The sequence below is a fragment of the Chromatiales bacterium genome (assembly GCA_014762505.1).
Classification (GTDB): Bacteria; Pseudomonadota; Gammaproteobacteria; order SpSt-1174; family SpSt-1174; genus SpSt-1174.
Genome location: JABURS010000023.1, coordinates 1 through 25,692, shown reverse-complemented (window position 1 = coordinate 25,692; position 25,692 = coordinate 1). Strand labels below are relative to the sequence as shown.

Below are 25,692 nucleotides of genomic sequence, written 5' to 3'. Positions count from 1 at the left end.
GGATAGTTGACTGAATTCTCTTCAAAACGGTCACTTTCAATGCGGCCTGCTCCAATATGATTGATACAGCGGTAGCTAATCACAGCCAGCAGGGCTGTATTTTGTGTGCCAACCGCTTGCCGTGCCGGCATTCAGCGTACAAGCCCAGCTACCGCTGGCGGAGCGCGACAGGGTCATGATGGCCCCATGGATTGTTGAAGATGCGTTGTTGCCAAATGACGCGATAATGCTCCCGGATCCGTCTCCAGCAGAGAAATCTACAGCCGGTTCGGCAGATAGTAGATTGTTTGCCGAATACCCCAGCTCGTCGCTGGCATCAGCAGGCAGGCGGCCCTGAGAAAGCAGGTCTTCCGTCTGTGTTCGTAGATTGCTCAGCTCAGCATACACCCGTGTGACCTGCGTGCGTATGACGTGACCCTGATATATCGGAATGGCCATGGCAGCCAAGATGCCAATGATCGCCACCACAATCATTATTTCTATGAGGGGTAAATCCGGCAGATGTGTTTTTCATATGGTCGTCACTGACGTCACGGAGGGGTTCCGCAGTCAGGGTTATGCAAGTTTCGTGACAAGGTTCTCAGAATATTGGGTTTTAGTCCTAATCTTGGGTTTCTCTGTGAGTAAGCCCATAAAGCTAGGCAAAAAAAAGCCCCCGCTGCTACGGGGGCTTTTTTGCTGGGTTTCCCCCAGCGCCTTGTCTTACTTAAAGCTTAGCTACAGCCGTTCGGGACATACTTGGCCGGAACAGTGGTGGTGCAGGCCCAGGTGCCATCGGTAGTGCGGGTCCAGGTCAGGGTAGAGCCCTGAAGAGCCGCGGCCGCATTGTTGCCGAAGGTGGCCACGATGGTCGAGGTCGCGGTGAGCGGGTCGGTGACCTGCGGTACGCCAGTACCAGCCGGCAGGGCGATGCCGGTCTGGGAGGCGCCAGTGAGGAGGTTGGAGCCGGTCGCGCCCGGATCACACTGGCCTGCAGCCGTGCCAATAACAAGACGGCCATTGAGGATGCAGTCCTCCACGGAGGTCCTGACCGCGCCGGCTTCCGCCATCACACGATTGACCTGCGCGCGAGCGATGTAGTCCTGATACTGCGGGATGGCGATGGCAGCCAGAATACCGATGATCGCGACCACGATCATGAGTTCGATAAGGGTAAAGCCCTGTTGCTTTTTCATGGTTGTGACTCCTGAGTGTTTCACGTAAGTAAACCGTTGGCGGTGTGACTCTAGCACGGCAGATACGTCGATAATGTGAACCCGTGCCTGCCGCGCCGAAGTTGTCGCAGGTCGCGAGTGGCCTTCCTGCGCAGCTGTCAGTCTGTATTCAGGTTCCGTGCCAAGTTTGGAAGTTTCAGCCTGGAGGGATTCAGCGGTCGCTCGGCGGGGGTGAGCGGTTGTCTGGTCCGGAATGAAGGGGCTCTGCTGGGAGCGGTTGACACAGATGGTCGGACAGTTTGTGTCAACCTGTGACACAAACTGTCCTGTTGTCGTTGTTCGATCATTCCACGCCCAGCTTCTTCAGCCGGTAGCGCAGCTGGCGCAGGGTGAGCCCGAGCAGCTTGGCGGCCTGGGTGCGGTTCCAGCGGGTCCTCTCCAGGGCCTCGATGATGGCCTCCTTCTCGGTGTGCCCGAGGAGCTGGTTGAGGTCGGTGCGCTCGTTCTTCGGCGTGGTGTCGGTGGCGGCGGGGGCGTTCGGGCCGGCCTCGGTGAACAGGCCGGTCTCGCCCAGTTGCAGGTCGTCGACGCCGATGGCCGCGCCCTCGCACAGCGTGGCGGCCCGCTCGAGGATGTTCTCCAGTTCGCGCACGTTGCCCGGGAAGGGGTAGTGCATGAGGGCCTCGCGGGCGGCGCTGCTGAGCGCCGGGGTGTCGGTACCCCAGCGGTCGGCCAGGCGGGCGAGGAAGTGGTCGGCCAGCCGGGGCAGGTCGTCGATGCGCTCGCGCAGGGGCGGCACGTCGAGCTGGATGACGTTGAGGCGGTAGTAGAGGTCCTGCCGGAAGCGGCCCTCGCGGACCTCCTCGGCCAGGTCCTTGTGGGTGGCGCTGAGGATGCGCACGTCCACCGGCACCTCGCGGGCGGCGCCCACCGGCTTGATGGCGCGCTCCTGGATGGCGCGCAGCAGCTTGACCTGCATGTGCATGGGCAGCTCGGCGACCTCGTCGAGGAACAGGGTGCCGCCATCGGCCGCCTGGAACAGGCCGTTCTTGTCGGCGGTGGCGCCGGTGAAGCTGCCCTTGAGGTGGCCGAAGAACTCGCTCTCCATCAGCTCGGCGGGTATCGCGCCGCAGTTCACCGGGACGAAGGGGGCCTGGGCGCGGGGTCCGTGCTGATGGATCTGGCGGGCGACGAGTTCCTTGCCGCTGCCGGACTCGCCGCGGATGTAGACCGGGGCCTGGCTGCGGGCGAGCTTGCCGATGGTGCCCTTGAGCTGGCGCATGCAGGCCGAGTCGCCCAGCAGTTCGCAATCGCCACCTGTCTGGTCGCCCGGTGCTGCCGGGCGCTCGATGGCCGGCTCGTCCGTGCGTGACAGCCGCAGCGCACTGCTGACCAGGTCGCGCAGCATCTTGAGGTCCACGGGCTTGGAGACGAAGTCGAAGGCGCCGGCCTTGAGGGCCTCGATGGCCGTGTCCATGCTGCCGAAGGCGGTGATCACGGCCACGGGCAGTTCGGGGCGGGTGGCCTGGATGTGGCTGACGAGCTCGATGCCGTTGCCGTCCGGCAGGCGCATGTCGGTCAGGCAGAGGTCGAAGTCCCGGCTGTCCAGCAGCTCGCGTGCCTCGTGCAGGCTGGCGGCCGAGCGCGTGTCGTGGCCCATGCGGCCCAGCGTGATCTCGAACAGTTCGCGGATGTCCGGCTCGTCGTCGACGATGAGGATGTGCTGAATGGTCATGTCTGGTCGCGGGCTCCATCGAACAGGATGCGAAAGCAGCTGCCCCCGCTGGGCACCGGCAGGTATTCGATCCGTGACTGGTTATTTTCGCAGAGTTCGCGCGCGATGTAGAGGCCGAGCCCGGTGCCCTGGGCGCTGGTGGTGAAGAAGGGCTCGAACAGCTGGGGGCGGATCTCGGCGGGGATGCCCGGGCCGTGATCGATGACGTCGAGATAGGCGCGCCCGAGGTGCTCGGACTGGCCGGCATTGATCTCGACACGGGGTTCCTCGCCCTCGGCCGTGCCGTACTTGACGGCATTGCTGCAGAGATTCCACAGCAGCTGGTGCAGCTGGCCGCGATCGAACATCACCTCGGCCTGGGGCGGGCTGACGGTGATGCGCAGCTGTCCTGCCGCCAGCCCCTTGCTGGTGACGAATTCCTCGGCGAAGGCCGCAAGCCAGGATTGCAGTGCGATGGGCACGGGGCGGGCCGGTTCGCGCCGCGACAGGCGCAGCACGTCCTGGATGATCTCGTTCACCCGGTGGGACTGGTCGTGGATGATGCGCGCCAGGCGGGCATCGGCCGGGTCCAGGGCCTCGGACTCGTCCAGCAGCTGGGCGGCGTGGCTGATGGCCCCCAGGGGGTTGCGGATCTCGTGGGCGATGTTGGCCGTGAGCCGGCCCAGCGAGAGCAGCTTCTCGTCCTGCAGCTGGCGGTTGATGTCGGCGGCGTTTTCCAGGGCGATGAGGGTGGCCGGCTGGGCCGTGAGCTCGAGGCGGGTGAAGCGGGCCTGGATCTCCCGCCCGCTGGCCAGGTCCGGCTGCAGGCGCACCGGGCCGGCGCGCCGGGTCCTGAGCCAGTCGTTCAGGGCGTCGCAGAGCGCAGGGGAGAGGCGTCGCAGCAGGTAGGGGTTGCCGTGGGCCGGGTTGCCGAGCAGCTGCCAGGCGGCCTCGTTGATGGAACGGATGTTGCCGTCGTCGTCCACCACCAGCATGCCGGACTGCATGCGCTCGAGGATGTGTTCGTTGAGCGCGGTGAGGTCGGCCAGGTCGACGCCGCGCCGCGTGGCCAGGGCGGCGCTCTCCTCGGCGCGACGTGCCAGGATCATGGCGATGATGGCGGTGAAGAACAGGATCAGGCCGAGCAGGCCGGTCTGGGTGTAGCTGCCGGCGTATTTCGGGTCGAACCAGTGCGAGATCCCCTGGTCGGCGAGCAGGGCGATGGAGGCCAGCGCGGCAAACAGGGCCGCCAGCCGGCCCGGCACCAGCAGGCTGGCGGCGGCGATCACCGGGATGAGTAGCATGCCCAGCCCGCTGGTGATGCCGCCACTGGCATGCATCAGGAGCACGATGCAGACGATGTCGATGGCGACCAGTGCCAGGATCTGGATCAAAAAGGGCGGCGAGCGCAGGCTGCCGGCGACGAAGGCCAGCAGGGCCAGTGCGGTGTAGACGATATCGGTGGTGAGATAGAGCCCGGCATCGAAGCGCCCGGGCCCCCGCGGGTTCATCTCCAGCAGCCACAGCCCGAGCAGCAGCACCGCCACCAGCAGGCGGTAGAGGTTGAACAGGCGCAGGGAGCGCCATCCCTGGCGGTCGGTGTCGAGATCGATCCAGGCGGGCATGATGCGGTGCTGGTCAGTCCGGCTGATCGAGCCGGCGGTGTTCTTCGCTGCAGTAGGTCCTGTCGCCGGCACGCACGGCCGTGTTTGCCGGGATGTGCAGGCCGCAGTGTGCACAGCGCACCATGTCGCGTTCCTCGCGCACGCGCGGCGGCTGGTCCTCGCCCGAGGGGCGCGCGGTGAGCAGGCGGCGGAGCAGCAGGGCTGCCACGGCGATGGCGGCGATGATGAGCAGGGTGCGGAACATGGGGTCTTTCCGGGTTGCCTTTTATTGTAGAGGCCGCGGGTTTCACTTTGCGTGCGGCCGTGGTTTCATCCAAAATTACCAGCCAACCAAGAATAAAGCACGCGACCATGCATCTCCACGAATATCAGGCCAAGGCGCTGTTTCGCGACCGTGGCATCCCCGTTCCCACCGGCGTGTCTGCGCAGGACGTCGATGCGGCCGTGAGTGCCGCCGCCACGCTGGGCGGCGAGGGCTGGGTGGTGAAGGCCCAGGTCCATGCCGGCGGCCGCGGCAAGGCGGGTGGCGTGAAACTCGTGCGCTCGACCGACGAGCTGCGCGCCGCGGCCGAGCAGCTGCTCGGTACCCGGCTCGCCACCCACCAGACCGGTGCGGAGGGGCTGCCCGTCGACACCCTGCTCATCGAGCCGCTCACCGACATCGCCCGCGAGCTGTACCTGAGCCTGCTGGTCGACCGCGCGCGCCGCCAGGTGGCGATCATGGCCTCGGCGGCCGGCGGCATGGACATCGAGGAAGTGGCGGCGAATACGCCGGAGCGGATCGTCACCGCCCACGTGCATCCGGCGGCAGGCTTTCAGCCCTATATCGGCCGCCGTCTGGCCTTCGCCCTCGGGCTCGAGGGCGAGCAGATCAAGGCCTTCGGCCGCCTGCTGGCGAAGCTGTATGCGCTGTTCGTCGAGAGTGATGCCAGCCTGGTCGAGATCAACCCGCTGATCGTCACCGGCACGGGCGAACTCGTCGCGCTGGATGCCAAGCTCAACCTCGACGACAACGCCCTCTACCGTCACCCGGCACTCGCGGAGCTGCGCGACATCCGGCAGGAGGATGCGGCCGAGGCCAGCGCGGCCGAGCATGCGCTCAACTACATCCGCCTGGACGGCAACATCGGCTGCATGGTCAACGGTGCCGGGCTGGCCATGGCCACCATGGACCTCATCAAGCTGCATGGCGGCGCGCCCGCCAACTTCCTGGACGTGGGCGGCGGCACCACTGCCGAAAGGGTGGCCGAGGCCTTCAAGCTGATCCTCTCGGATGAGAAGGTGCAGGGCGTGCTGGTGAACATCTTCGGCGGCATCGTGCGTTGCGATCTCATCGCCGAGGGCATCATCCGCGCCGTGGAGGAGGTGCACGTGGCCGTGCCGGTGGTGGTGCGCCTGGAGGGCACCAACGTCGAGCGCGGGCGCCAGCTGCTGGCCGACAGCGGCCTCAACATCATCAGTGCCGAGGGGCTCACCGATGCCGCGCAGAAGGTCGTCGCGGCCGTTGGAGGTGCGCAATGAGCATCCTCGTCGACCGCAACACGCGCGTGATCTGCCAGGGCTTCACCGGCAAGCAGGGCACCTTCCATTCCGAGCAGGCCATCGCCTACGGCACGCAGATGGTCGGCGGTGTGACGCCGGGCAAGGGTGGGCAGACCCATCTCGACCTGCCGGTGTTCGACACCGTGCACGACGCGGTGGCCGCGACCGGTGCCGAGGCCAGCATGATCTATGTGCCCGCGCCCTTCGCCGCCGACGCCATCCTCGAGGCCGCCGATGCCGGCATCCGCGTGATCGTCTGCATCACCGAGGGCATCCCGGTGCTGGACATGCTGCGCGTGAAGGCCGCGCTCGCCGATTACCCGGATGCCGTGCTCATCGGCCCCAACTGTCCGGGCGTGATCACGCCGGGTGCCTGCAAGATCGGCATCATGCCGGGTGCCATCCACCAGCCGGGCCGCATCGGCATCGTCTCCCGTTCGGGCACCCTCACCTACGAGGCCGTGCACCAGACCACGCTCGCCGGCCTCGGGCAGTCCACCTGCGTGGGCATCGGCGGCGACCCCATCCACGGCATGAACTTCATCGACTGCCTGAGCCGTTTCCAGGACGACCCGCAGACCGAGGGCATCATCATGGTCGGCGAGATCGGCGGCAGTGCCGAGGAAGAGGCGGCGGCCTATATCCAGGCCCAGGTCACCAAGCCGGTGGTGGCCTACATCGCGGGCGTCACGGCCCCGGCCGGCAAGCGCATGGGCCATGCCGGCGCCATCATCTCCGGTGGCCAGGGCACGGCCGAGCAGAAGTTCGCCGCGCTGGAGGCCGCCGGCGTGGCCATCGTGCGCTCGCCCGCGCAGATGGGCGAACGCATGCGCGAACTGCTCGGCAGCTAGATGGGCCGCAGCCTGCGAATCGCGCTCGCCCAGCTCGACTTCCTGGTGGGCGATGTCGAGGGCAACGCGCAGAAGGTCATCGAGGCGGCCGGGCGCGCGCGCGATGACGCGGGTGCGCGCCTGATCCTGTTCCCTGAGCTCGCGCTCACGGGCTATCCACCGGAAGACCTGCTCTACCGCCCCAGCCTGCTCGAGCGGGTGGAGAAGGCGCTCCATCACATCACCGAAACGGTGCGCGGCATCGACGTGATGCTCGGCGCGCCGGTGGCCGAGGGCATGGTGCTCTACAACGCCGCGCTCTACCTGCGCGACGGGCACGTGCTGGCCGAGTACCACAAGCAGGTGCTGCCCAACTACGGCGTCTTCGACGAGCGGCGCTACTTCGCGCCGGGCACGCGGCCCGCCGTGGTCGAGCTCGACGGCATCCGCCTGGGGCTCACCGTCTGCGAGGACGTCTGGCATCCGGACCCCTGCAAGCTCGCGGCCGAGGCCGGGGCCGAGCTCATCCTCAACATCAATGCCTCGCCCTTTCACTGCGGCAAGCGTGACGAGCGCCTGCAGGCGCTGGGCGACCGCATCCGCGACACCGGCCTGCCTATCGTCTACGTGAACCTGGTGGGCGGTCAGGACGAACTGGTGTTCGACGGCGAGTCCATGGTGCTGGGCGCCGACGGCGAGCCGCGGTTCCGTGCACCGGCCTTCGAGGAGGGCGTGTACACCGTCGACGTGCACCTCGACCCCCGCGAACACGACGCCGAACTGGCCGCGGTGCTCGCCCCCGAGGCGGCGATCTACCGGGCCCTGGTGCTGGGCGTGCGCGACTACGTGGCCAAGAACGGCTTCAACGGCGTGGTGCTGGGGCTCTCGGGCGGCATCGACTCGGCGCTCACCCTGGCCATCGCCGTCGATGCCCTGGGCGCCGAGGCGGTGGAGGCGGTGATGATGCCCTCGCGCTATACCGCCGACATGAGCGTCAGCGATGCCCAGGCCCAGGCCCGGGCGCTGGGCGTGAAATACCGCAACATCCCCATCGAGCCGGCCTTCACCGCCTTCCTCGGCATGCTGGAAGCCGAGTTTCGCGGTCTGCCGCGCGATACCACCGAGGAGAACATCCAGGCGCGCTGCCGCGGCATCGTGCTCATGGCCATCTCCAACAAGACCGGCCGCATGCTGCTCACCACCGGCAACAAGAGCGAGATGGCCGTGGGCTATGCCACGCTCTACGGCGACATGGCCGGCGGCTTCGCCCCGCTCAAGGACGTGGCCAAGACCCAGGTCTACCGCCTGGCGCGCTACCGCAACGGCCTGCCGGGCGGCCCGGTGATCCCGGAGCGGGTGATCGAACGCCCCCCGTCCGCCGAACTCGCACCGGACCAGGTCGACCAGGACTCGCTGCCGCCCTACGACATCCTCGACGGCATCCTCGAGCGCTTCGTCGAGCGCGACTGGTCGCTGCCGCAGATCGTCGCCGACGGCTACGAGGAGGCCACGGTGCGGCGCGTGATGTCGATGGTGCTCAACAACGAATACAAGCGCCGGCAGGCGCCGCCAGGCGTGCGCATCACGCAGCGCGCCTTCGGCAAGGATCGGCGTTACCCGATCACCAGCGGTTACGGCCGCGGCATTTGACGCTAAGCTAATCCCTAAGCTCTCAGATTCATCTTTTCGGAGGACGTGGAATGAAAAAGGTCGAGGCCATCATCAAGCCCTTCAAGCTCGAGGACGTACGCGAGGCGCTCACCGACGCCGGTATCACCGGCCTGACCGCCACCGAGGTCAAGGGCTTCGGCCGGCAGAAGGGGCACACCGAGCTCTATCGCGGCGCGGAATACGTGGTCGACTTCCTGCCCAAGGTGAAGATCGAGCTGGTGGTGGACGACAGCGTGGTCGACACCTGCGTCGAGGCCATCTCCAGTGCGGCCCGCACCGGCAAGATCGGCGACGGCAAGATCTTCGTCACGCCCGTCGAGCGCGTGATCCGCATCCGCACGGGCGAGGAAGGGCCGGAGGCGATCTGAGGGCGGTTTGCCACAGAGGTCACAGAGGACATTAGAGCGCACCATCCTCTGTGACCTCTGTGTTCTCTGTGGCGCCTGGATTCTCGGGCCTCTAGAGCAGAACGCCCCGCATCTGCGGGGCGTTGTCGTTTGTGCCTAGTCGCGTTTTTCCACGATCTCGTCCATGTGTCGCCGTGGCGTCGGTTCCGGGAGTTCGTCCGGGTAGCCGATGCAGAGCAGGGCGACGGGTTCGAGGTCGTCGTTGATGGCGAGTGTCTCGCGCAGGGCGGCGGGGTCGAAGTGCCCGACCCAGGTGGAGGCCATGCCGGCGGCCACCACGGCGAGCTGGGCATAGGCCGCGGCGACGGTGGCGTCCTGGATGGCGAAGAGGTCGTGCCCGCGCTGGCCGAACTGCTGTTCGGAACGGGCGGGGTCGGTGCAGAAGACCAGCACCACCGGGGCGGTGGCGATGAAGTCCTGCCTGGCCGCCGCGGCGAGCTGCTGCCGCAGGCCGGCGTTGGTCACGGCGATGATGCGATAGGCCTGCAGGTCACCGGCCGAGGGGGCGGCGATGGCCGTCTCCAGGATGGCGTGCAGCTTGCCTTCCTCCACCGGCATGTCCGGCTGGTAGCGGCGTACCGAGTGGCGGTGTCTGACGGTCCGGAAGAAATCCCACATCGCTCTTCCCCTCTTTGTTGTCCGTTCAATCCTGATCCTGCCGGGCCCGATCCTGCCGGGCGTAGTCCGGGTAGTTCAGTTCCAGCACCCGGCGCGTGTCGCGCTCGAGGTCGGTCTTGCCGAGCTCGGCGTAGGCGCGTGCGAGCAGCGAGAGCGCCTTCGGCGTCGCCTCGGCGCCGGGATAGGTCTCCAGCACGTACTGGCAGCGCTTGGCCACGGCGAGCCAGGCGCCGCGACGCAGGTAGTAGTCGGCGACCTTGATCTCGTATTCGGCCAGCTCGTTGCGCAGGAAGACACTGCGCTGGCGGGCATCCGGGGCGTAGCGGCTGTCGGGGAAGCGCTGCACCAGGGTGGAGAAGTCGTTGAAGGCCTGGGTCAGCGGCTGCGGGTCCATGTCCGAGGGATCGCGCTTGATGAAGCGGTCCATGAAGCTGCGGCCGCGATTGAAGTTGACCAGGCCCTTGAGATAGTAGGCGTAGTCCACGTGCGGGTGGCGCGGGTTGAGCTTGATGAAGCGGTCGGCCGCGGCGATGGCCGAATCCGGCTCGTCGTACTTGTAGTAGGCGTAGGCGATCTCGAGCTGGGCCTGCTGGGCGTAGCGGCCGAAGGGATAGCGGGCCTCCAGCGTCTCGAAGTAGTTGATCGACTGCTCGTAGTTGCCATTCTCGAGCTGATCCTTGGCCTCGCTGTACAGACGCGCGGCGGACCAGTCGGCGGTGGGGTCGCTCTGCAGGGAGGCGCAGGCACTGAGCAGGGAGACGGCAATCAGGACAAAAACGGCGCGCATGGCTGTGGTCGGGCTCGCGTATCGGCTAAAGTAACGAGCGCGCAGTATAACGCAGTTGCCGCAAGCCTCGTAACGTCAACCGGAATCCCGTCACGTGTCGCAAACCGAAACCCTCAATGCCGTCATCCCCGACGAACTCGCCGACGCACGCCTGGATCAGGCGCTGGCGCAGGTCTTTCCGCAGTATTCGCGCAGCCGTCTCACGCAGTGGATACGCGAGGGCAAGGTGATGGTGGACGGGCAGGCCATGAAGCCGAAGGAGGCGGTGGCCGGCGGCGAGCGGGTGCGGGTGGTGGCCGACAGCATGCCGGCAGAGGAGACCGTGGCGGCCGAGCCGATCCCGCTCGACATCGTGTACGAGGACGAGGCCCTGCTGGTGATCAACAAGCCGGCGGGCCTGGTGACCCATCCGGCGGCCGGCAACTGGGCCGGCACCCTGCAGAACGCCCTGCTGCACCACGCCCCGGAACTCGCCGGGGTGCCGCGGGCCGGCATCGTGCACCGCCTGGACAAGGAGACCAGCGGCCTGCTGGTGGTGGCACGCACCCTCACCGCGCACAAGTCGCTGGTGGAGCAGCTGCAGGCGCGCAGCGTGAGTCGCCAGTACCTGGCGCTGGTGCATGGCCCCGTGGTTGCCGGCGGCACGGTGGAGGGCAACATCGGCCGCCACCCGGTGGATCGCAAGCGCATGGCGGTGGTGGAGAGCGGCAAGCCGGCCGTTACGCACTACCGGGTCGAGGTGCGCTTTGCCCATCACACCCTGTTGCGCGTGAGCCTGGAGACCGGCCGTACGCACCAGATTCGCGTGCACATGGCCCATATCCAGCACCCCATCGTCGGCGATCCGGTCTACGGTGGCCGGTCGCGCGTGCCGGCCGGCGCCTCGGAGACGCTCCAGGCCGCGCTGCGCGGCCTTCGCCGCCAGGCCCTGCATGCCACGCGCCTGGAACTCGAGCATCCTGTCACCGGCGAGCCGATTGCCTGGGAGGTGCCCCTGCCGGAGGACATGCAGGCCCTGGTCGACCTGCTGGCCGCGGAGACCCCGGCATGACGGCGATACCGGACGACACACGCTGGCTGCGGCCGGCCTGGCCGGCGCCGGCCGGCGTGTGCGCCGTCTCCACCACCCGCCTGGGGGGGGTGAGCCAGGCCCCCTTCGACAGCCTCAATCTCGCCACGCACGTGGGCGACAACCCGCAGGCCGTGGCGGCCAACCGTCAGGCACTGCGTAATGCCCTGGGCCTGCCGGCCGAGCCCGCCTGGCTCGAACAGGTGCACGGGACGACCGTCGTGGACGCCGGCCGCATCGCCGGCGTAGCGGCCGCCGACGCCTCGGTGGCCTTCGGCCCCGGGGCGGTATGCGTGGTGCAGACCGCCGACTGCCTGCCCGTGCTTATCTGCAACCGCCGCGGGGATCGTGTCGCTGCGGCCCATGCCGGCTGGCGCGGCCTGGCCGGTGGCGTGCTGGAGGCCACGGTGGCGGCGCTCGACGAGGACCCGGCCGAGCTGCTGGCCTGGCTGGGGCCGGCCATCGGCCCGGCGGTCTTCGAGGTGGGGGAGGAGGTGCGCGCGGCCTTTCTCGCGCAGGATGCGAAGGCCGGCGACTGCTTCATGCCCAATGCGCGCGGCCGCTGGCAGGCCGACATCTTCACGCTGGCGCGCCGGCGTCTCGCGGGAATGGGTATCGCCGCCGTGCACGGCGGCGGCCTGTGTACCGTCAGCGATGCCGCGCGTTTCTATTCCTACCGCCGCGATCACGACACCGGGCGCATGGCCAGCCTGATCTGGATCAGCGCGGCAGGCTGAGGCCGCGGGTATTCTGCGCTGACGATGCCGCACTGCCTGACAACAACAAGAAGGAGAGGACAGGTCCAATGAGCGAGTGGAACATGGTCACGGTGGTCGGCGAGGACCGGCCGGGTATCGTCGCCGCCCTTACCGCGCGGCTGTTCGAGGCCGGCGCCCACCTGGGCGAGGCCTCGATGATGCGTCTGGGGAGCAGCTTCACCATCATGCTCATGGTGCAGGGCGAGACGGGGCCGGAGGGGCTGGCCGACCTGCTCGCCCCGCTGGCGGATGGGATGGGGCTGCGCATCCACGTCGACCCCATCGAGGGCGGGCTGCATCGCCACCTGGTGCCGGACGTGCGTATCACCGTGCACGGAGCGGACCGTGCCGGTATCGTCGCCCGCGTCACCGGCGCCCTGGCCGAGGCCGGCCTCAACATCCTGGATCTCGAATCCGACGTCGGCGGCAGCATCGCCCATCCCATCTACATCATGGTGATCGAGGGCCTGGCCAGAGAGGGTATCGGTGCCATCGAGAAGGCCGTCGCGCCGCTGCATCGCGAGGGGATCGAGGTGGTCGTGCAGCCCGTCGATACCCTGGTCGGCTGACGCATGGCGGTACGCGAGATCCTGGAATACCCGGACGAGCGCCTCAAGCAGGTCTCGTCGCCGGTGGCGGACTTCGGCGCCGAGTTTCAGCGCTTCGTCGACGACCTGGAGGAGACGCGCCTGGCCGGCCCTGGCGCGGTGGGCATCGCCGCGCCGCAGGTCGGCTGCTTCCAGCGCGTGGTCATCGTCGACGTGTCGGCGATGCGCAAGCCCGTGCCCAACCACGGCCATCTCGTCCTGGTGAACCCCGAGATCACGGAGTGGGAGGGCCATGCCATGGGGCGCGAGGGCTGCCTCTCCGTGCCGGACTACACCGGCAACGTCATCCGCGCCGAACGCATTCGGCTGAGCGCGCAGGACCGCCACGGCGCACCCGTCGAGTTCGACATGGAAGGCTTCGAGGCCCGCGCCGTGCAGCACGAGATCGATCACCTTGACGGACGCCTGTTCCTGGATCGCGTGGTGAGCCGGCGCAGCGATGTATTCCGGCGCAAGGTATATAAAGGCGGTTAATGTCCGTGGTATAGGCGGTTTTGCCACAGAGGACACAGAGGGCACAGAGATCAACGAGGTGCTTTTTACTCTGTGTCCTCTGTGGCGCACAGAATTTCCCGGACAACGGACAACGGACAACGGACAACGGACCCTCTCCCTTGAATTCCCCCCATGCCACCCCTATCTGTGGGGTATCCGAAGAATTGACCCGAGGGGTTTTGTCACATGCGAATGGATCGTCTGACCAGCAAGTTCCAGCTGGCACTGCAGGATGCGCAGTCGCTGGCCGTCGGCAAGGACCACCAGTTCATCGAGCCGGTGCACCTGATGGTCGCCCTGCTCGACCAGGATGGCGGTTCGTTGCGCCCGCTGCTCGCGCAGTCCGACGTGAACGTCAACCTGCTGCGCTCGCAGCTGGGCGAGGCACTGGAGAAGCTGCCGCAGGTGCAGGGGGCGGGTGGCGAACTGCACATCTCCAACGACCTCGGCCGTCTGCTGAACCTCACGGACAAGCTGGCCCAGGAGCGCAAGGACGCCTACATCTCCTCCGAGCTGTTCGTGCTCGCCGCGCTGGAGGACAAGGGCGCGGTCGGCAAGCTGCTGCGTGAGGCCGGTGCCACCAAGGGTGCGCTGGAACAGTCCATCGACAGGATGCGCGGCGGCCAGAGCGTGGACGATCCCAATGCCGAGGAACAGCGCCAGGCGCTGGAGAAGTACACCATCGACCTCACCGAGCGTGCCGAGCAGGGCAAGCTCGACCCGGTGATCGGTCGCGACGAGGAGATCCGCCGCGCCATCCAGGTGCTGCAGCGCCGCACCAAGAACAACCCCGTGCTGATCGGCGAGCCCGGCGTCGGCAAGACCGCCATCGTCGAGGGGCTGGCGCAGCGCATCGTCAACGGCGAGGTGCCCGAGGGTCTCAAGCACAAGCGGGTGCTCTCGCTGGACATGGGCGCGCTGCTGGCCGGCGCCAAGTTCCGCGGCGACTTCGAGGAGCGCCTCAAGGCCGTGCTCAACGACATCGCCAAGCAGGAAGGCAACATCATCCTGTTCATCGACGAGATCCACACCATGGTAGGTGCCGGCAAGGCCGAGGGCGCGATGGACGCCGGCAACATGCTCAAGCCCGCGCTCGCCCGCGGCGAGCTGCACTGCCTGGGCGCGACCACGCTGGACGAGTACCGCAAGTACATCGAGAAGGACGCCGCGCTGGAGCGTCGCTTCCAGAAGGTGCTGGTGGACGAGCCGAGTGTGGAGGACACCATCGCCATCCTGCGCGGCCTGAAGGAGCGCTACGAGGTGCACCACGGCATCGAGATCACCGACCCGGCCATCGTCGCCGCGGCCACGCTCTCGCACCGCTACATCACCGACCGCCAGCTGCCGGACAAGGCCATCGACCTCATCGACGAGGCCGGTTCGCGCATCCGCATGGAGATCGATTCCAAGCCCGAGGAGATGGACCGCATGGACCGTCGCCTCATCCAGCTCAAGATCGAGCGCGAGGCGCTGAAGAAGGAGCCCGACGAGGCCTCGAAGAAGCGCCTGCAGCACCTGCAGGAAGAGATCGACCAGCTGGAGCGCGAGTACGCCGACCTGGAAGAGGTCTGGAACTCGGAGAAGGCCGCCCTGCAGGGCACCACGCACATCAAGGAAGAGCTGGAACGCGCCCGCATCGAACTGGATACCGCCAGGCGCGCGGGCGACCTCGCGCGCATGTCCGAGCTGCAGTACGGACGCATCCCCGAGCTCGAACGTCAGCTCGACATGGCCTCGCAGGCCGAGATGCAGGAGATGCGCCTGCTGCGCAACAAGGTCACCGATGAGGAGGTCGCCGAGGTGGTCTCGCGCTGGACCGGCATCCCGGTGGCCAAGATGCTCGAGGGCGAGAAGGAAAAACTGCTGCGCATGGAAGAGGCGCTGGGTCATCGCGTGGTCGGCCAGGACGAGGCGGTGAAGGCCGTCTCCAACGCCATCCGCCGCTCGCGCGCCGGGCTGGCCGATCCCAACCGGCCGAACGGTTCGTTCCTGTTCCTCGGCCCCACCGGTGTGGGCAAGACCGAGCTGACCAAGGCGCTGGCCGCCTTCCTCTTCGACACGGAAGAGGCCATGGTGCGCATCGACATGTCCGAGTTCATGGAGAAGCACTCCGTGGCGCGGCTCATCGGCGCGCCCCCAGGTTATGTCGGCTACGAAGAGGGCGGTTATCTCACCGAGGCCGTGCGTCGCAAGCCGTACTCGGTGATCCTGCTCGACGAGGTGGAGAAGGCGCACCCGGACGTGTTCAACGTGCTGCTGCAGGTGCTCGACGACGGACGCCTCACCGATGGCCAGGGCCGCACGGTGGACTTCCGCAACACCGTCATCGTCATGACCTCCAACCTCGGCTCCCAGGTGATCCAGGAGATGTCAGGCGAGGAGAAGTACGAGGCGATGAAGCGGGCGGTGATGGAGATCGTGGGTACCCACTTCCGTCCCGAGTTCATCAACCGCGTGGACGAGACGGTGGTGTTCCACCCGCTGGGCCGCGAGCAGATCCGGGCCATTACCGGCATCCAGCTCGACTACCTGCGTGCGCGGCTGGCCGATCGCGACATGGGGCTCGACGTCTCGGCCGAGGCGCTGGATCTGCTGGGCGAGGCCGGTTTCGATCCGGTGTACGGTGCGCGTCCGCTCAAGCGGGCCATCCAGCACCAGCTCGAGAACCCGCTGGCCCAGCAGATCCTCTCCGGTGCCTTCGTGCCGGGCGACACCATCGTGGTGACGCGAGAGGGCGAGGGCCTGGCCTTCGGCAAGCGTTGAGCGTCAACCGGCCGGGCGCGGCCGTGACAGGCGCGCCCGGTTGTTGTGCAGCAGCCGGTTGGCGTAGTCGCGCAGGGGGATGCGCATGACTTTCCCCAGCGAGGCCGCATCGGCCAGCAAGGACCTGGGATCGAGGCGCGGCAGGTCGTCGCGAAAGCAGAGCGCCACCTGGTTGCCACCCGGCACCGACAGCGTCAGCACGTTCCCGTCGAACTGCCGCTCCAGCTCGCGCTGGTGGTCGCGCGTCTCTTCATAGGTCGTGTCCCAGCGATTGATCACCAGCACGCCGCCCGGGGCCAGTGTGTCATGGCACCGCTGCAGGAAGACGGCGTCGGACTGCTGCGTGTCCATGCCGCCCTCGTGAAAGAGATCGGTGAAGATCAGGTCCACCGGCTGCCCGCGCCGGGCGAGATGATCCAGTGCGTCGGCCACGTGCAGCGTCAGGCGGTCGTCCTCGGGCAGGGCGAACCACTCCCGCGCCACCGTGATGACCGCCGCGCGCCGCTCCACCGCCTCCACCTGCAATGCCTCCCGATGGGCGAGCAGGGCATGCACCATGCTGCCGGCCCCGAGCCCGAGCAGCAGCGCCCGGGCATTTGCCGGCACGAACAACAGCCCCAGCATCATCGCCTGTGTATAGGGAAACAGCAGCCGCGCCGGATCGTCCACCCACTGGCTGCTCTGTTCCGTCGCCTCGCCGAAGGCCAGCACCCGGCGGTTGCCGTCTGCCAGCACACGGATCGGGCCTTCGTCGTCCTGGGTCTCGAAGATGGGGGTGCCGAATACGGGCATGGCGGGCGGTCCGGGAGCGTGATTCGTGGCGTGGAAAGGGTGCTTTATGCCACAGCGGGCACCGAGATCACAGGGGAAAATCCGGGCAGGCGGTTGAATCGCGTCCTGGCGATGGAATCTTTTGCTCTGTGCGTGCACCAATAGTCCATGACACCACCCGCAGTGGGGTTACACTGGCCTCGGATGCCGCCGGCGTTTTACACTGGCCCGACTTCAAGCAATGCCAAGGTCCGACAGACACATGAGTGAAATGAAGCTTTCCCCGAAGATGCTGGAAGACGTGCAGGCCGCCATCAGCGCCCACGACCCGGCTGCCAGCGACGATGTGATCACGGTGCAGTACCTGGCCGCCTTGCAGGGCATGATGCTGGCACAGATGGCGATGCCGCAGGCGCAGCGCGAGGACATCGCCAGCCAGCTCGCCGACTTCACCCGTCACGTACTCCAGGAGATGTCCCGCCCGCCGGCCCCGCCGCCGCAGCAGGAGGCCTTCGGCATCTGGAAGCCCGGAAAGTCCTGACACCAGCATGATGCACCGTCTCCGCAAACCGCTGTGCTGGGCGCTGATCGTGGCGCTGGTGTGGCTGCTGCCCCCCGTGGCGGGGCTTGCGGGGGCGGGCATGCCTGATGCGGGGGACGAGGTCTCACCGCATGCCGCCCATCATGCGCAGCACGCGGCTGATCCGGCTGACGCCGCGCCCGGACATGCCTGCTGCGACGATGCCATGCAGGCCGACGCCCCCTGCCCCTGTGGCGGGGAGTCCTGTGCCGGTTGTGCGCTGGGCTGTCACCTCAGCGTCTCCCTGCCCGGCGTGTTTCCGGGCATCGATGCCCGTCCCGCGGGCGAACGCGTCACATTCCGTCCCGTCTCCTCCTCCGATTTCCGACCCGCTATCCTCCTGGAACCGCCCAGGTCCTGAAGCCGGCGGCCTGGCCGCCCGTGTTTCCATGACCCGAGGTCCATAGTCCATCCAGGGGGAGGCTCCCGTGAAAATGCCGTTGAACCGTTCGATCGCACGCAGCATGGCGCCGGTGTCGCTGCTGTTGTTTGCCCTGTTCCTGCCGTTTCTGGCCGCTTGCGACCAGGCGCCCGTGCCGAGCGAGTCGCTCGAGGCCACGCTCGACGATACGCCCGAAGAGCACGCGAAGAAGCACCTCGATGCCAGCTATGTCTGCCCCATGCATCCGCAGATCGTGCGCGACGAGCCCGGAAGCTGCCCCATCTGCGGCATGGACCTGGTACGCCAGGAGCGCTCGACGGACGACGCGGCGATGCCCGGCGTCGCCATCGACGCGCGCACCCAGCAGAACATGAACGTGCGCACCGTCGAGGTGGTGCGCGATACCCTGTGGAAATACATCGAGACGGTCGGCTACGTCGGTTACGACGAGGACCGGGTGACGCATGTCCATCCGCGCGCCACCGGCTGGGTGGAGAAGCTGCAGGTGGCCTCGGTCGGCGACCGGGTGCAGAAGGGCGAGGTGCTGCTCGAGGTCTATTCGCCCGAGCTGGTGCAGGCCCAGGAGGAGCTGCTCATCGCCCTGCGCAGCGATGCCTCGCGCCTGACGGGGGATCGGCGCGGCTCGCTGATCCAGTCGGCACGCGAACGCCTGCGCCTGCTGGGTGTGCCGGAGGCGGTCGTCGAGCGCGCCATCCGCAGCGGCGAGGTGCAGCGTACCGTGCCGCTGGTGGCGCCGCGTGACGGGGTGGTGACGGCCATCGGCCTGCGTGACGGCATGTACATCACCCCGGCCGACGAGCTCTATACCATCGCCGACCTGTCCCGTGTGTGGGTGCAGGTGGACGTGTTCGAGCATCAGCTCGACTGGGTGGCCGCAGGACACCCGGCCGAGATCCGCGTCGCGGCCCTGCCGGGGCGGGTCTGGGAGGGCGAGGTGGATTACGTCTATCCGACGCTGGAGCCGCGCACCCGTACCCTGCGTGCGCGACTGCGCTTCGACAACCCCGAGGGCGTGCTCAAGCCCAACATGTTCGCCGACGTGGTGATCTACGGCGGTCCCAGGCGCGACGTGGTGGCCATTCCCCGCGAGGCGGTGATCGCCACGGCCGATGGCGCGCGCGTGATCCGCGTGGAGCCGGACGGCAGCTTCCGTCCGGTGGAGGTCGTCACCGGGATGCAGAGCGGCGAGCGCATGGAGGTGCTGGCCGGTCTCGAACCGGGCGAGCGCATCGTGGCCTCGGGGCAGTTTCTCATCGACTCCGAGAGCAACCTGCAGGCGAGCTTCCGGCGCATGAGCGATCCGGCCGGGGCGTCCTCCGATCCGCACGCCAGCCACTGACGGGAGACGACCATGCTGAACCGCATCATCGTCTGGTCGGTGCAGAACCGCCTGCTGGTGCTCATCCTCACCGGCCTGTTGCTGGCCTGGGGGCTGGTGTCGCTGCGCCAGACCCCGCTGGACGCCATCCCGGATCTTTCGGACACCCAGGTCATCATCAAGACCCCCTTCCCCGGGCAGTCGCCCTACGTGGTGGAGGACCAGGTCACCTACCCGATCTCCACCACCATGCTGTCGGTGCCGGGGGCGACCGACGTGCGCGGCTATTCCTTCTTCGGCGACTCCTACGTGTACGTGATCTTCGAGGACGGCACCGACCCCTACTGGGCGCGCTCGCGCGTGCTCGAATACCTCAACCAGGCGGCCGCCGAGCTGCCGCCGGGGGTGGAGCCGCGGCTCGGGCCGGATGCCTCCGGCGTGGGCTGGGTGTATCAGTACGCCCTGGTGGACCGCAGCGGCGGGCACGACCTCGCCCAGCTGCGCTCCATCCAGGACTGGTTCCTCAAGTTCGAGCTGCAGACCGTGCCGGGGGTGGCGGAGGTGGCCACCGTGGGCGGCATGGTGCGCCAGTACCAGGTGGTGGCCGACCCGGACCGGTTGCGGGCGCTGGACATTCCCCTGGCGCAGGTGCGCCAGGCCATCGCGGCCGGCAACCAGGAGGTGGGTGGCTCGGTGATCGAGCTGGCCGAGGCCGAGTACATGATCCGCGCCAGGGGTTACCTGCGCGGGGTCGGGGACATCGAGGTCATCCCGGTGGGGGTGCATGCCGACGGTACGCCCATCCTCGTGCGCGACATCGGCGAGGTGCGTATCGGCCCGGCCATGCGCCGCGGCATCGCCGAGCTCGATGGCGAGGGCGAGGTGGTCGGCGGCATCGTGGTGATGCGCCACGGCGAGAATGCCCTGCAGGTGATCGAGGGCGTGAAGCGCAAGCTCGCGGAGATCGCCCCCGGTCTGCCGGCGGGCGTGGAGGTGGTCACCACCTACGATCGCTCGGCACTGATCTCGCGGGCGGTGGACAACCTCACCACCAAGCTCGTCGAGGAGTTCATCGTCGTCGCCCTGGTCTGCGTGGTGTTCCTGTTCCACCTGCGTTCGGCGCTGGTGGCCATCGTCAGCCTGCCGCTCGGCATCCTGGCCGCCTTCATCGTCATGAACGCGCAGGGCATCAACGCCAACATCATGTCGCTCGGCGGCATCGCCATCGCCGTGGGTGCGATGGTGGATGCGGCGATCGTGATGATCGAGAACGCGCACAAGCACCTCGAACGCTGGCATCGCGACAACACGGGCAGGCCCAATGCAAACGAGCACTGGGCCATCATCACACGAGCGGCCACCGAGGTCGGGCCGGCGCTGTTCTTCTCGCTGCTCATCATCACCCTGAGTTTCGTTCCGGTGTTCACGCTGGAGGCGCAGGAGGGGCGCATGTTCTCGCCGCTGGCCTTCACCAAGACCTACGCGATGGCGGCCGCCGCCGGCCTGGCAGTGACCCTGATCCCGGTCCTGATGGGGTATTTCATCCGCGGGCGCATACCCAGCGAGGAACGCAATCCGCTCAACCGCTGGCTGATCCGGCTGTATCGGCCCGCACTGGCGGCCGTGCTGCGCCACCCGCTGCTCACGCTCGTGGTGGCCGTGGCGCTGATGGCCTCGATACTGCTGCCGCTGAGTCGGCTCGGCACCGAGTTCATGCCCGAGCTCGACGAGGGCGATCTGCTCTACATGCCCACGACCCTGCCGGCGGTCTCCATCGGCAAGGCGGGCGAGCTCTTGCAGCAGACCGACCGGCTCATCGCGAGCATCCCCGAGGTCGAGCGCGTGTTCGGCAAGATCGGGCGGGCCGACACCGCGACCGACCCGGCGCCGCTCACCATGATCGAGACCACCATCCTGCTCAAGCCGCGCGATGAGTGGCGTGAAGGCATGACGCTGGAGAAGCTGATCGACGAGCTGGATCGAACCGTGAACTTCCCCGGTCTCACCAATGCCTGGGTGCAGCCCATCAAGACCCGTATCGACATGCTGGCCACCGGCATCAAGACGCCGGTGGGGATCAAGGTGGCGGGGCCCGATCTCAAGGTGATCGAGGCAGTCGGACGCGAGATCGAGCGCGTGCTGGCCGATGTGCCGGGCACGGCCTCGGTGTATTCCGAACGTGTGGCGGGCGGCCGTTACGTGGAGATCGTGCCGGACCGCGTGGCCGCCGCACGCTATGGTCTCAACATCGGCGATATCAACACCATCGTGGCCGCCGCCGTCGGGGGCGTGAACGTCACCACCACGGTGGAGGGGCTGGAACGCTACCCGGTGAACCTGCGCTATCCGCGCGAGCTGCGCGATGACCTCGAGCGACTCCGGGATCTGCCCATCCTCACGCCCACGGGGGCACAGATCCCGCTCTCGCGCGTGGCCGATATCCTCATCGTGGATGGCGCCCCCATGCTCAAGAGCGAGAATGCGCGCCTCAACGGCTGGACCTTCGTCGACATCCGCGACCGCGACCTCGGCCGCTACATCGAGGAGGCCCAGGCCGTAGTGCGTGAGCAGGTGGACCTGCCGGCAGGGTATTCCATCGCCTGGTCGGGGCAGTACGAGTACATGTTGCGCGCGAAGGAGCGGCTCATGCTGGTGGTGCCGCTCACGCTGGTGATCATCTTCGTGCTGCTCTACCTCACCTTCCGCAGCGTCGGTACGGCGCTGTTCATGATGCTCACCCTGCCGTTCGCGCTCATCGGTGGTTTCTGGCTGCTCTGGCTGCTGGGCTACAACCTGTCCATCGCCGTGGGCGTGGGCTTCATCGCCCTGGCCGGGGTGGCCGCCGAGTTCGGTGTCGTCATGCTGCTCTACATCGAGAATGCGGTGAAGGATCGCGCACGGCGTGACGCCCTGGTCAGCATCGCCGATTTCGAGGCCGCCATCATGGAGGGTGCGGTGCAACGTATCCGACCCAAGGCCATGACGGTGGCCACCATCATGGCCGGGCTGCTGCCCATCATGATCGGCACGGGCACCGGTTCCGAGGTCATGCAGCGCATCGCCGCGCCGATGGTGGGCGGCATGATCACGGCACCGCTGCTGTCGCTGTTCGTGATCCCGGCAGTGTATTACCTCTGGCAGCGTCGTGCCTATGCCGCGATGCCATCTTCCACTGCGTGAAATCCTTCAGGGAGAAACATGACATGCGTTTGAAACATGTGCTCGGGATGCTGTTGACGATCCTGCTGCTGACGGCCTGTGACGATGGCGATGCACCGGTGCCGGAAAGCGCGTCGGCCACGGCCGGTGAACCACGCGTACTGGCCACCCGCTGGTACAGCGACGAGCAGGTGCGCCGTGGCGCCGGGGTGTTCGAACAGAACTGCGCCGTCTGCCATGGGGCCGGTGCCGAAGGTGCCGAGAACTGGCAGTTCCGCGGCCCGGATGGCAAGTTCCCGCCGCCGCCGCTCAACGGTACGGCCCATGCCTGGCACCACCCGCTGGCGCAGCTGTTTTCCATGATCGAGAACGGCACCCAGCCGGCCGGCAACATGCCGGCCTGGGGCGATACGCTCAGCGACGAGGAGATGATCGCGGCCATCGCCTGGTTCCAGTCCCTGTGGCCGGACGAGGTCTACCAGGCCTGGTTCGAGATGGAGATGCGCGTGCGCGCGCAGACCTCCGGGGAGGTGCAGCAATGATCGAGATCATCCCCAACTGGCATCCGATGTTCGTGCACTTTACGGTGGCGCTGTTTGTCACGGCCTGGCTGTTCTTCGTGGCATCGACGCTCGTTCGCCCGCGTTACCACGGGCTGGGCGGGCAGTGGCGAGACGTGGCGCGCTGGGTGCTGTGGCTTGGTGCCCTGTTCACCGTTGCCACTCTGCTGGCGGGCTGGGATGCCTACAATACGGTCGATCATGACACCCCCTCACACGAAGCCATGACGGAACACCGTGACTGGGCCCTGGTCACGGCCAGCGTCTTTATTCTGCTCACACTCTGGTCCGTCTGGCGTGCCATTGCACGGAGGGAGGAGGGGCTGCTCTTTCTCGCGGCACTGACCCTGGCGGTGGGCCTGTTGGCAGCCACGGGCTGGCGTGGTGCGGAGCTCGTCTATCGTCATGGTCTGGGTGTGATGTCGCTGCCGCAGGCCGGGAATCATGATCATGACAGTCACGATCATGGCAGTCACGATCATGACAGTCACGATCATGGCAGTCACGATCATAGTAGTCATGATCATGGTGACGATGGTGAAGCGCCCCCGGGCCCGGCGAATGAAGGAAGTGACGTGGATGAGCATCCGCATGATGCACATGAGCACCATGACCACGCCCATTAGTACACTCTGGCAACACATAACCTAAGGAGCGATTCATGTACGGATTTTCCACACGACTGAATGGCCGTTTTGACGATATCTGCAATCGGGTGGTGGCCTGCCTCAAGGACGAGGGGTTTGGCGTGCTCACGGAGATCGACGTGGCCGCCACGCTCAAGGCCAAGATCGATGTCGACATGCGGCCCTACAGGATCCTCGGTGCCTGCAATCCGCCGCTGGCGCATCGGGCATTGACGGCCGACCCGGATATCGGTCTGCTGCTGCCCTGCAACGTGGTGGTGCGTGAAGAGAACGACGGCGGGATCACCGTCGCCTTCATGGACCCGGCGGCCGTGCTCGGCATCGTGGACCGCCCCGAGGTGAGCGAACTCGGTCACGAGGTGAAGGCCCGGCTGGAACGGGTGCAGGCGGCACTGGAGGCCGGCTGATCCTGCAATTCTGCGGGTTTCCACTACACTCAGAGGTCCCGGTGGGGCCGTCTGGCGGCGACTCCGTCGCTGGCTGTGCCAGTCTTTGCCTGTCCATCCTGTCGACACAACCAGTACCCGAGAGCCCTGCCTGTCGGCACCCTGTTTCTCAGCGGGTTCCCTGATTGGCGGCGCGTACTCGCAGCCGCAGCATACATCGTCAACCATGGAGGATGACATGATGAACGATCGATACGCTCAACCGACGCAAGGCCTTGCGTGCCTCTTCACCCTTGTCCTGTTTTTCCTGCCGGTTTCGGCCCTGGCCCATGGCCCCATGATGGGCATGGGCGGCGATGCCGATGACGGGATGATGCCGGGCTATGGCCAGGGCATGGGTTATGGCTACGGCATGGGGTACGGCCAGGGCATGGGCCCGGGCATGATGATGGGTGGCATGGGATATGGCATGCAGATGCTGGACCTCAGCGATGCCCAGCGTGAAAAGATCGGCCAGATACAGCAGCGCATGCGCAAGCAGCAGTATGAGCGCATGGAGAAGATGATCGAGGCCAGGGAGGCGATGCGTGCCGAGATGTGGAAGGATCAGCCCGATCCCGAGGCCGTGGCGCGCGCCCATGACCGGGTGAGTGCCATACGCCGCGAGATGCTCAAGGAGCGGGTGCAGGCGCATAACGAGATGCGCGCCGTACTGAGTGACGAGCAGCGCGAACGCCTGCGCGAGACGCGCGGCATGATGTGGTGAGGTGCATGTCGGCGCATCGCCCGATGCGCCGACATCCCGGGCGGCGGCTTTCCTGTTATGATCCGTGGCCTGTCCAACCGGAAGCAAACAGGTGATGCATGAAAGTCGACATGGGTGATGAAGGGCTCAATATCTTCGACGTGAGCCGCGATCAGGTGGCCCTGCTGGCCGAGGCACTGAAGGAATCTCCCAACCAGCAGTTCATGGACGACCCCGATCTGCGCAGGCTGTACAAGCTGCTGGCGGTACTGCAGTCCGATCTGTGGGACGACATGACCAGCGGCAAGTTCGACTTCTCGGCCTACAAGAAACAGTAAACGTCTGGCGTTTCCGTACAGAGCGGGCCGCATCGCGCGGCCCGCTTTTTTTATCGTCCTGCCGCCGGATCAGGCCGCCGGGCGCCGCTCCGCCTGCGTCAGGCGCAGGAAGCCGCCCAGCGCGAGCAGCAGCATGCTGGCGCTCACGACGATGGCCACCGGGTAGTAGAGGTTGCCGGCCATATCCAGCTGACTGTATTTGATCACCATGATCAGGCCCTCCAGCACCAGCGCGATACAGACCACGGCCACGAAGCGGGTGATGGAGCGGCGCACGGCGGGGAAGATGTCGCCGCCTTCCTCATCGATGCTGTATTCCTTGCCGATACCGATGCCCAATTCGAAGGTGGCCAGCGAGATCACGGCGGTGTTGATCGACTTGACCAGGCCGGAGATCAGCGCGCCCTCGCTGCCGAAGGCCTGGGTGAACTGGATGATGGCGAGTATGCCCAGCGATACCGACAGGGTGAGAAACAGGGTCGAGAACATCAGGGCGATGAGGCCCTTGATGACGGCCATCGGCTGGTGCAGGCGGGGCGTCTGGCCATCGGCCTGGGATGGGGTTATGAGATGGTTCAGCATGGGGTCGCTCCTTGGGTTCTTGTTGTAGGTGGATTCCTGAACCGGTGAGAGTGCCTGCCTGACGATTGGTTGCAGTGCGCCTGTGAGCTGCCTCACAGGCCGTGATACTAGCAGGCCGTTGAAAAACCCACCACTTCGGGCGCCCTGACTCCCAGATGATGG

General features: G+C 66.8%; 26 protein-coding genes and 1 pseudogene. 18 read left to right on the top strand and 9 right to left on the bottom strand.

Annotation, left to right across the window (positions count from 1 at the left end; genetic code table 11):
• Positions 1-75 precede the first annotated feature (75 nt).
• From HUJ28_02315 to HUJ28_02295, 5 genes are all read right to left on the bottom strand, one after another.
• Positions 76-474: a pilin gene (locus HUJ28_02315; protein ID MBD3618293.1), complete on the bottom strand. Its 399-nt coding sequence runs from the start codon at positions 472-474 to the stop codon at positions 76-78.
• Positions 475-713: 239 nt separating this feature from the next.
• A complete protein-coding gene (locus HUJ28_02310; protein MBD3618292.1) occupies positions 714-1,175 on the bottom strand; it encodes a pilin in 462 nt (153 codons plus the stop codon).
• A 322-nt stretch (positions 1,176-1,497) separates the two neighbouring features.
• A complete protein-coding gene (locus HUJ28_02305; GenBank protein ID MBD3618291.1) occupies positions 1,498-2,889 on the bottom strand; it encodes a sigma-54-dependent Fis family transcriptional regulator in 1,392 nt (463 codons plus the stop codon).
• On the bottom strand, positions 2,886-4,493 hold the full coding sequence (locus tag HUJ28_02300; GenBank protein ID MBD3618290.1) for a PAS domain-containing protein: 1,608 nt from the start codon (positions 4,491-4,493) through the stop codon (positions 2,886-2,888). The genes HUJ28_02305 and HUJ28_02300 overlap by 4 nt, the downstream gene beginning before the upstream one ends.
• Positions 4,494-4,506: 13 nt before the next feature.
• A complete protein-coding gene (locus HUJ28_02295) occupies positions 4,507-4,737 on the bottom strand; it encodes a hypothetical protein (protein MBD3618289.1) in 231 nt (76 codons plus the stop codon).
• 107 nt (positions 4,738-4,844) lie between these two features.
• Here HUJ28_02295 and sucC point away from each other — a divergent pair, with 107 nt between their 5' ends.
• The 4 genes from sucC to HUJ28_02275 are packed head-to-tail and all read left to right on the top strand — an operon-like array spanning position 4,845 to position 8,904.
• The gene (sucC, locus tag HUJ28_02290; GenBank protein MBD3618288.1) at positions 4,845-6,014 is read left to right on the top strand and encodes an ADP-forming succinate--CoA ligase subunit beta; all 1,170 of its coding nucleotides are present in this window, start codon (positions 4,845-4,847) and stop codon (positions 6,012-6,014) included.
• On the top strand, positions 6,011-6,886 hold the full coding sequence (sucD, locus tag HUJ28_02285) for a succinate--CoA ligase subunit alpha (GenBank protein MBD3618287.1): 876 nt from the start codon (positions 6,011-6,013) through the stop codon (positions 6,884-6,886). The genes sucC and sucD overlap by 4 nt, the downstream gene beginning before the upstream one ends.
• On the top strand, positions 6,887-8,515 hold the full coding sequence (locus HUJ28_02280) for an NAD+ synthase (GenBank protein ID MBD3618286.1): 1,629 nt from the start codon (positions 6,887-6,889) through the stop codon (positions 8,513-8,515). It abuts the gene before it with no gap.
• 50 nt (positions 8,516-8,565) lie between these two features.
• The gene (locus HUJ28_02275) at positions 8,566-8,904 is read left to right on the top strand and encodes a P-II family nitrogen regulator (protein MBD3618285.1); all 339 of its coding nucleotides are present in this window, start codon (positions 8,566-8,568) and stop codon (positions 8,902-8,904) included.
• Between the two features lie 135 nt (positions 8,905-9,039).
• Here HUJ28_02275 and HUJ28_02270 read toward each other — a convergent pair whose 3' ends face one another.
• Positions 9,040-9,561, bottom strand: a complete 522-nt coding sequence (locus HUJ28_02270; GenBank protein MBD3618284.1) for a nitroreductase family protein — start codon at positions 9,559-9,561, stop codon at positions 9,040-9,042.
• Positions 9,562-9,586: 25 nt separating this feature from the next.
• On the bottom strand, positions 9,587-10,348 hold the full coding sequence (locus HUJ28_02265; GenBank protein ID MBD3618283.1) for an outer membrane protein assembly factor BamD: 762 nt from the start codon (positions 10,346-10,348) through the stop codon (positions 9,587-9,589).
• Between the two features lie 94 nt (positions 10,349-10,442).
• On the opposite strand from HUJ28_02265, the gene rluD reads away from it, so the two are divergent.
• The 5 genes from rluD (at position 10,443) to clpB (ending at position 16,041) form a co-directional block, all read left to right on the top strand.
• A complete protein-coding gene (rluD, locus tag HUJ28_02260) occupies positions 10,443-11,399 on the top strand; it encodes a 23S rRNA pseudouridine(1911/1915/1917) synthase RluD (protein MBD3618282.1) in 957 nt (318 codons plus the stop codon).
• Positions 11,396-12,154: a peptidoglycan editing factor PgeF gene (pgeF, locus tag HUJ28_02255; protein ID MBD3618281.1), complete on the top strand. Its 759-nt coding sequence runs from the start codon at positions 11,396-11,398 to the stop codon at positions 12,152-12,154. Before rluD ends, pgeF begins: the two co-directional genes overlap by 4 nt.
• Positions 12,155-12,222: 68 nt before the next feature.
• The gene (locus tag HUJ28_02250) at positions 12,223-12,744 is read left to right on the top strand and encodes an ACT domain-containing protein (GenBank protein ID MBD3618280.1); all 522 of its coding nucleotides are present in this window, start codon (positions 12,223-12,225) and stop codon (positions 12,742-12,744) included.
• 3 nt (positions 12,745-12,747) lie between these two features.
• On the top strand, positions 12,748-13,257 hold the full coding sequence (def, locus tag HUJ28_02245) for a peptide deformylase (GenBank protein ID MBD3618279.1): 510 nt from the start codon (positions 12,748-12,750) through the stop codon (positions 13,255-13,257).
• Between the two features lie 213 nt (positions 13,258-13,470).
• The gene (clpB, locus tag HUJ28_02240; GenBank protein ID MBD3618278.1) at positions 13,471-16,041 is read left to right on the top strand and encodes an ATP-dependent chaperone ClpB; all 2,571 of its coding nucleotides are present in this window, start codon (positions 13,471-13,473) and stop codon (positions 16,039-16,041) included.
• 3 nt (positions 16,042-16,044) lie between these two features.
• On the opposite strand, the gene HUJ28_02235 is transcribed toward clpB, so the two are convergent.
• Positions 16,045-16,833 (bottom strand): class I SAM-dependent methyltransferase, encoded by a 789-nt coding sequence (locus HUJ28_02235; GenBank protein ID MBD3618277.1) that lies wholly within the window; start codon positions 16,831-16,833, stop codon positions 16,045-16,047.
• 241 nt (positions 16,834-17,074) lie between these two features.
• Here HUJ28_02235 and HUJ28_02230 point away from each other — a divergent pair, with 241 nt between their 5' ends.
• From HUJ28_02230 to HUJ28_02190, 9 genes and pseudogenes are all read left to right on the top strand, one after another.
• On the top strand, positions 17,075-17,353 hold the full coding sequence (locus HUJ28_02230; protein MBD3618276.1) for a hypothetical protein: 279 nt from the start codon (positions 17,075-17,077) through the stop codon (positions 17,351-17,353).
• Positions 17,354-17,360: 7 nt separating this feature from the next.
• Positions 17,361-17,753, top strand: coding sequence for a hypothetical protein (locus HUJ28_02225; protein ID MBD3618275.1), 393 nt, complete (start codon positions 17,361-17,363; stop codon positions 17,751-17,753).
• A 73-nt stretch (positions 17,754-17,826) separates the two neighbouring features.
• Complete coding sequence (locus HUJ28_02220; GenBank protein MBD3618274.1) at positions 17,827-19,134, top strand: efflux RND transporter periplasmic adaptor subunit; 1,308 nt, start codon at positions 17,827-17,829, stop codon at positions 19,132-19,134.
• A 12-nt stretch (positions 19,135-19,146) separates the two neighbouring features.
• Positions 19,147-22,293 (top strand): efflux RND transporter permease subunit, encoded by a 3,147-nt coding sequence (locus tag HUJ28_02215; GenBank protein ID MBD3618273.1) that lies wholly within the window; start codon positions 19,147-19,149, stop codon positions 22,291-22,293.
• Positions 22,294-22,316: 23 nt separating this feature from the next.
• Entirely contained in the window at positions 22,317-22,814 is a 498-nt protein-coding gene (locus HUJ28_02210) for a cytochrome c (protein ID MBD3618272.1), read from the top strand.
• Positions 22,811-23,251, top strand: a pseudogene (locus HUJ28_02205) (DUF2231 domain-containing protein). Before HUJ28_02210 ends, HUJ28_02205 begins: the two are co-directional and overlap by 4 nt.
• 242 nt (positions 23,252-23,493) lie before the next feature.
• Positions 23,494-23,886, top strand: a complete 393-nt coding sequence (locus HUJ28_02200) for a DUF302 domain-containing protein (GenBank protein ID MBD3618271.1) — start codon at positions 23,494-23,496, stop codon at positions 23,884-23,886.
• A 217-nt stretch (positions 23,887-24,103) separates the two neighbouring features.
• A complete protein-coding gene (locus tag HUJ28_02195) occupies positions 24,104-24,631 on the top strand; it encodes a Spy/CpxP family protein refolding chaperone (protein ID MBD3618270.1) in 528 nt (175 codons plus the stop codon).
• Positions 24,632-24,729: 98 nt separating this feature from the next.
• Complete coding sequence (locus HUJ28_02190; protein MBD3618269.1) at positions 24,730-24,948, top strand: hypothetical protein; 219 nt, start codon at positions 24,730-24,732, stop codon at positions 24,946-24,948.
• Between the two features lie 69 nt (positions 24,949-25,017).
• Here HUJ28_02190 and HUJ28_02185 read toward each other — a convergent pair whose 3' ends face one another.
• A complete protein-coding gene (locus tag HUJ28_02185; protein MBD3618268.1) occupies positions 25,018-25,467 on the bottom strand; it encodes a hypothetical protein in 450 nt (149 codons plus the stop codon).
• Positions 25,468-25,692 lie beyond the last annotated feature (225 nt).

What these genes read in the sequence shown, in the direction of transcription:
- HUJ28_02315 (MBD3618293.1), bottom strand. Translation starts at nt 474, where the DNA reads ATGATTGTGGTGGCGATCATTGGCATCTTGGCTGCCATGGCCATTCCG.
- HUJ28_02310 (MBD3618292.1), bottom strand. Translation starts at nt 1,175, where the DNA reads ATGAAAAAGCAACAGGGCTTTACCCTTATCGAACTCATGATCGTGGTC.
- HUJ28_02305 (MBD3618291.1), bottom strand. Translation starts at nt 2,889, where the DNA reads ATGACCATTCAGCACATCCTCATCGTCGACGACGAGCCGGACATCCGC.
- HUJ28_02300 (MBD3618290.1), bottom strand. Translation starts at nt 4,493, where the DNA reads ATGCCCGCCTGGATCGATCTCGACACCGACCGCCAGGGATGGCGCTCC.
- HUJ28_02295 (MBD3618289.1), bottom strand. Translation starts at nt 4,737, where the DNA reads ATGTTCCGCACCCTGCTCATCATCGCCGCCATCGCCGTGGCAGCCCTG.
- sucC (MBD3618288.1), top strand. Translation starts at nt 4,845, where the DNA reads ATGCATCTCCACGAATATCAGGCCAAGGCGCTGTTTCGCGACCGTGGC.
- sucD (MBD3618287.1), top strand. Translation starts at nt 6,011, where the DNA reads ATGAGCATCCTCGTCGACCGCAACACGCGCGTGATCTGCCAGGGCTTC.
- HUJ28_02280 (MBD3618286.1), top strand. Translation starts at nt 6,887, where the DNA reads ATGGGCCGCAGCCTGCGAATCGCGCTCGCCCAGCTCGACTTCCTGGTG.
- HUJ28_02275 (MBD3618285.1), top strand. Translation starts at nt 8,566, where the DNA reads ATGAAAAAGGTCGAGGCCATCATCAAGCCCTTCAAGCTCGAGGACGTA.
- HUJ28_02270 (MBD3618284.1), bottom strand. Translation starts at nt 9,561, where the DNA reads ATGTGGGATTTCTTCCGGACCGTCAGACACCGCCACTCGGTACGCCGC.
- HUJ28_02265 (MBD3618283.1), bottom strand. Translation starts at nt 10,348, where the DNA reads ATGCGCGCCGTTTTTGTCCTGATTGCCGTCTCCCTGCTCAGTGCCTGC.
- pgeF (MBD3618281.1), top strand. Translation starts at nt 11,396, where the DNA reads ATGACGGCGATACCGGACGACACACGCTGGCTGCGGCCGGCCTGGCCG.
- HUJ28_02250 (MBD3618280.1), top strand. Translation starts at nt 12,223, where the DNA reads ATGAGCGAGTGGAACATGGTCACGGTGGTCGGCGAGGACCGGCCGGGT.
- def (MBD3618279.1), top strand. Translation starts at nt 12,748, where the DNA reads ATGGCGGTACGCGAGATCCTGGAATACCCGGACGAGCGCCTCAAGCAG.
- clpB (MBD3618278.1), top strand. Translation starts at nt 13,471, where the DNA reads ATGGATCGTCTGACCAGCAAGTTCCAGCTGGCACTGCAGGATGCGCAG.
- HUJ28_02235 (MBD3618277.1), bottom strand. Translation starts at nt 16,833, where the DNA reads ATGCCCGTATTCGGCACCCCCATCTTCGAGACCCAGGACGACGAAGGC.
- HUJ28_02230 (MBD3618276.1), top strand. Translation starts at nt 17,075, where the DNA reads ATGAGTGAAATGAAGCTTTCCCCGAAGATGCTGGAAGACGTGCAGGCC.
- HUJ28_02225 (MBD3618275.1), top strand. Translation starts at nt 17,361, where the DNA reads ATGATGCACCGTCTCCGCAAACCGCTGTGCTGGGCGCTGATCGTGGCG.
- HUJ28_02220 (MBD3618274.1), top strand. Translation starts at nt 17,827, where the DNA reads ATGCCGTTGAACCGTTCGATCGCACGCAGCATGGCGCCGGTGTCGCTG.
- HUJ28_02215 (MBD3618273.1), top strand. Translation starts at nt 19,147, where the DNA reads ATGCTGAACCGCATCATCGTCTGGTCGGTGCAGAACCGCCTGCTGGTG.
- HUJ28_02210 (MBD3618272.1), top strand. Translation starts at nt 22,317, where the DNA reads ATGCGTTTGAAACATGTGCTCGGGATGCTGTTGACGATCCTGCTGCTG.
- HUJ28_02200 (MBD3618271.1), top strand. Translation starts at nt 23,494, where the DNA reads ATGTACGGATTTTCCACACGACTGAATGGCCGTTTTGACGATATCTGC.
- HUJ28_02195 (MBD3618270.1), top strand. Translation starts at nt 24,104, where the DNA reads ATGATGAACGATCGATACGCTCAACCGACGCAAGGCCTTGCGTGCCTC.
- HUJ28_02190 (MBD3618269.1), top strand. Translation starts at nt 24,730, where the DNA reads ATGAAAGTCGACATGGGTGATGAAGGGCTCAATATCTTCGACGTGAGC.
- HUJ28_02185 (MBD3618268.1), bottom strand. Translation starts at nt 25,467, where the DNA reads ATGGCCGTCATCAAGGGCCTCATCGCCCTGATGTTCTCGACCCTGTTT.